The organism is Pseudomonas sp. CM25, assembly GCF_013179705.1.
Classification (GTDB): domain Bacteria; phylum Pseudomonadota; class Gammaproteobacteria; order Pseudomonadales; family Pseudomonadaceae; genus Aquipseudomonas.
Genome location: NZ_JABMCW010000375.1, coordinates 1 through 4,836, shown reverse-complemented (window position 1 = coordinate 4,836; position 4,836 = coordinate 1). Strand labels below are relative to the sequence as shown.

At 67.7% G+C, this 4,836-nt stretch carries 2 protein-coding genes; both read left to right on the top strand.

Annotation, left to right across the window (positions count from 1 at the left end; all coding sequences use genetic code 11):
- Positions 1–4,597 (top strand): non-ribosomal peptide synthetase (locus HP546_RS25875; protein ID WP_172231366.1); only part of this gene is annotated, 4,597 nt, incomplete at its 5' end.
- Position 4,598: 1 nt separating this feature from the next.
- Positions 4,599–4,836 (top strand): hypothetical protein (locus HP546_RS25870; RefSeq protein WP_172231363.1); only part of this gene is annotated, 238 nt, incomplete at its 3' end.

The following is a 4,836-nucleotide window of genomic DNA, read 5'->3' as shown; positions in this document are numbered from 1 at the left end:
GGCGCAAGGCGGCACTGGCAGCCCCGCACGAACCGCCCCGGCCGCGGCCAACCTGGCGTACGTGATCTACACCTCCGGCACCACCGGCCAACCCAAAGGCGTGGCGATCAGCCATGGCGCCCTGGCCAACTATGTCGATGGCATCACCGCGCGCCTGCCGGTAGAGCGCATCCGCAGCATGGCCCAGGTCTCGACCCCGGCTGCCGACCTGGGCCACACCATGCTGTTCGGCGCCCTGTGTGGCGGCCACACGCTGCATGTGCTGCTGCGCGAACAGGTACTGGATGCCGAAGGCTTCGCCGCCTACCTGGCCGAGCACCAGGTGGATGCACTGAAGATCGTGCCGTCGCACCTGGAGGCGATGCTGGTGGCGGGGCGCGCGGCGTTGCCGGGCCAGTGCCTGGTGCTCGGCGGCGAGGCCGTCAGCCCAGGCCTGCTGGGCAAGATCCGCCAGCTTGCACCGGCACTCAAGGTGCTCAACCACTACGGCCCGACCGAGACCACCGTTGGTGTGCTGGTTGCCGAACTGCACGACCAGACCAGCCTCGGCCAGCCGCTGGCCAACACCTGCGTAGCGGTGCTCGACCGCTGCCTGCAGCCGCTCCCGGCCAAGGCCAAGGGCGAGCTGTACATCGGTGGCGCCGGGCTGGCCCGCGGCTACCTGAACCGCCCGGCGCTCACCGCTGAGCGTTTCGTCCCCGACCCGAACGGTGGCCATGGCCAGCGCCTGTACCGCAGCGGTGACTGGGTGCGCCAAGGCAGCGACTTGCAGTTTGCCGGGCGCATGGATGGCCAGGTGAAAATCCGTGGCTACCGCGTCGAGCTGGCAGAAATCGAAAACCAGTTGCGCGCACTGGACGGCGTTGCCAACGCGCTGGTCCGCGTGCATGGCCAGGCACCGCAACTGCAACTGGCCGCCTGGCTGGTGCCCAGCCAGTTGCCGAGCGACAGCCTGGCCTGGCAGGCGTCGATCCGCACCCGCCTCAAAGGCCTGCTGCCCGAGCACATGCTGCCGACCCACCTGATGGTGCTGGCGCAGCTGCCGGTCACGGTCAACGGCAAGGTCGACATCAAGGCCCTGCCGGAACCGGTCGCCAGCCAAGTGGCCTACCAGGCGCCGCAGACCCCGCTGCAAACGCAACTGGCGCAGATCTGGGCCCAGGTGCTGCAAGTGCCGCAGGTGGGCCTGAGCGACAACTTCTTCGCCCTTGGCGGCCACTCGCTGCTGGCCACCCAGGCGGTATCCCGAGTGCGCAAGCAACTGGGCCTGGACGTCCACTTGCGCACCCTGTTCGACACCGTCGACCTGCAGGCTTTCGCCCAGGCGGTGGCCGACGCCGAGCAGGGCACGGGCCTGGACATCGAAATCCTCGACCGCCAGCAGCCGCTGCCGGTGTCCCGTTCGCAGAACCGCCAGTGGCTGTTCTGGAAGCTCAACCCGCAAAGCCTGGCCTACAACACGCCGATGGCGGTGCGCATGCACGGCAATCTCGACCGTGACGCGGTGCAAGCGGCGCTGGACGCACTGGTTGCGCGCCACGAGTCACTGCGCAGCGTGTTCGTCGAAGCCGAGGGCCTGCCTTGGCAGCGCATCCTGCCGGCCGCCACGGTGCCGATCGGTTTCGAAGACCTCAGCGGCCAGGACCACGCCGCGCAAATGCGCAAGCTGGAAGCCGAAGCCTTCGTGCCGTTCGACCTGGAGCACGGTCCGCTGCTGCGTGCGCGGCTGTTCAAGGTGCACGCCCAGGAGCACCTGCTGTCGCTGACCCTGCACCATATCGTTTCCGACGGTTGGTCGATGAGCCTGCTGGTGCGCGAGTTCGCCGCCGCCTATAACGCGGCAGCCACCGGCCAGGCCCACGCCATCGAACCGCTGCCCGTGCAGTACGCCGACTTCGCCGCCTGGCAGCGCAAATGGCTGGCCGAGGGGCAGATGCAGGCGCAGATCGATTACTGGAAGGCGCGCCTGGAAGACGACTTCGAAGTGCTCGAATTGCCCGCCGACCGCATTCGCCCGCAGGTCAAGAGCTACCAGGGCAGCCGCTTCGACGTGCGCCTGCCGCTGGCCCTCACCGAGCGCCTGCGGGCGCTGGCGGTGACGTCCAACGCCACCTTGTTCCATGTGTTCCTGGCGGCCTACGCCATCGTGCTGTCGCGCTACAGCCGCAAGGGCACGTTGAACATCGGCGTACCGGTCACCAACCGCAACCGCCTGGAGCTGGAAGGGCTGATCGGCTTCTTCATCAACGTGGTGGTAGCCCGTATCGGCGTCGATGGCAGCCAGCCGTTCGCCCAGCTGCTGGCGGCGATCAAGGAAACCACGCTGCAGGCCCAGGCCAACAAGGATGTGCCGTTTCTGGAGGTGGCCGAGGCGCTGTACCCGGACCGCGACCAGGGCGTGAACCCGTTCTTCCAGGTGCTGTACAACCACCTGCGCGACCTGGGCGAGCAGGTGTCAGGCGATGCCCTGCACGGGCTGCAGGTCAAGGAAGTGGATCTGCTGGAGCCCGGCGCGCAGTACGACATCTCGCTCAATACCCTGGAGCGCTCCGATGGCGTGACCGCTTCGTTCAACTACTCCACCGACCTGTTCGACGCCCCGCGCATCGAGCGCATGGCCGGGCACTGGCAAGCGCTGCTCGAGGCCATCTGCGCCGAGCCGCAGCGCTGCATCGCCGAGCTGGATTTCCTCAGCGGCGAAGAGCGCCAGCAACTGACCCATGGCTGGAACCCCGCAGCGCAGCAAGGCAGCGGCCTGTGCGCGCACCAGTTGCTGCAGCGTCAGGCCGGTGAGCGGCCGGACGCGCTCGCGCTGATCTTCGACGACCAGCAGATGACCTACGCCGAGCTCGACCGTGCCAGCAACCAGCTGGCGCACCGCCTGCGTGCATTGGGTGTGGGGCCGGATCGCCTGGTCGGCGTGGCCGTGGAGCGTGGCCTGGGCATGGCCCTGGCATTGATCGCCATTCACAAGGCTGGCGGCGCCTATGTGCCGCTGGACCCGGACTACCCGCAAGAGCGCCTGGCCTACATGGTCGAGGACAGCGGCATCAGCCTGCTGCTGGCGGATGCGCCTTCGCGCGAGCGCTTGCAACTGGGCAAGCAGCTACCTTGCGTGGTGCTGGAACCGGGCACCGAATGGCTGCAGGCCTGGCCCTGCGAACCCCTGGCCAACCTGGCGGCGCTGCACAACCTGGCCTACGTGATCTACACCTCCGGCTCCACCGGCATGCCCAAGGGCGTGGCCATCGACCACCATGCCTTGTCGCTGTTCTGCCAGGTGGCCGGCGATTATTCGCGCCTGAGCCCGGACGACCGCGTGCTGCAGTTCGCCACCTTCAGTTTCGACGGTTTCATCGAGCAGTTCTTCCCGCCGCTGGCCCAGGGCGCCTGCGTGGTGCTGCGTGACCTGCGGCTGTGGGACACCACCACGCTGCTGGATGAGATCAACCGCCACGCGGTGACCGTGGCCGACCTGCCGGCGGCCTACTGGCGCCTGCTGGCGCTGGAGCGCCGCGCCCCGCAAGCCTACGGCCGGCTGAAGCAGATTCATGTCGGTGGTGAAGCGGTAGCGGAAGACGCCCTGCGTGCCTGGCTGGCCGATGGCCCGCCAGCGGTGCGCCTGCTGAATACCTATGGCCCGACCGAAGCCACGGTGGTTGCCACCACCTACGACTGCTCGCAGATGACCCTGGTGCAGATCAGCCAGGGCGGCGTGCCCATCGGCCGCGCGTTGCCAGGCCGCAGCCTGCATGCGCTGGACGAAGGCCTGGCGCCGACCCCGGTTGGCGTACCTGGCGAGCTGTTCATCGGCGGGGCAGGGTGCCTGGCGCGCGGCTATCACCAGCGGCCGTCGCTTACCGCCGAACGCTTCGTCCCCGACCCCTTCGACACGGTTGGCGGTGGTCGGCTGTACCGCACCGGCGACCTCGGTTACTACGACGCAAACGGCCAGCTGGCTTATCGCGGGCGTGTCGACCACCAGGTGAAAGTGCGCGGGTTCCGCATTGAACTGGGCGAGATCGAGCAGTACCTGCGGGCGCACCCGGACGTGCGCGAAGCCACGGTGCTGGCTATCGACCTGCCCGGCGGCAAGCAGCTGTGCGCCTATGCCGTGCCAGCCGAAGGCCACAGCGGTGACCTGCGCCTGACGCTGAAGCAGTACCTCAAGGCCAGCCTGCCGGACTACATGATCCCGACCTACCTGGTGACCCTGCCGGACATGCCGCTGACGCCCAGCGGCAAGCTCGACCGCAAGGCCCTGCCATTGCCCGACCCGAACCAGCCGCAGCACGACTACCAGGCGCCGCAAAGCGAGCGCCAACAACAGCTGGCGAATATCTGGGCGCAGCTGTTGAACGTGGCCCGGGTCGGTCTGAGCGACAACTTCTTCGAGCTGGGCGGCCACTCCTTGCTGGCGGCCCAGGCGGTGTCGCGGATCAACGTCGAGCTGGGTCTGGATGTCCCGCTGCGGCTGATCTTCACCCACCCCGAGCTGCGCGCCTTTGCTCAGGCGCTGGAGGATCAGGCGCTGTCACTGAGTGACGACGGCCTGAGCGATATCGAAAAAATGATGAACGAATTCACAGAGGCCTGACATGGAACTCACAGCAGCACAACGTATCGCCCAACGTTTCGTCGGCCTCCCTGTGGAGCAACGCCAGCAGATCCTGGAAAAGATGCAGGCCAGCGGGCAGAGCTTCCGCTTGCTGCCCATCGTGCCAGCACGCCAGGGCCTGGCCCGTATTCCGCTGTCGTTCGCCCAGCAGCGGCTGCTGTTCCTCTGGCAGCTGGAGCCCGACAGCCCGGCCTACAACGTGCCGATGGCGGTACGCC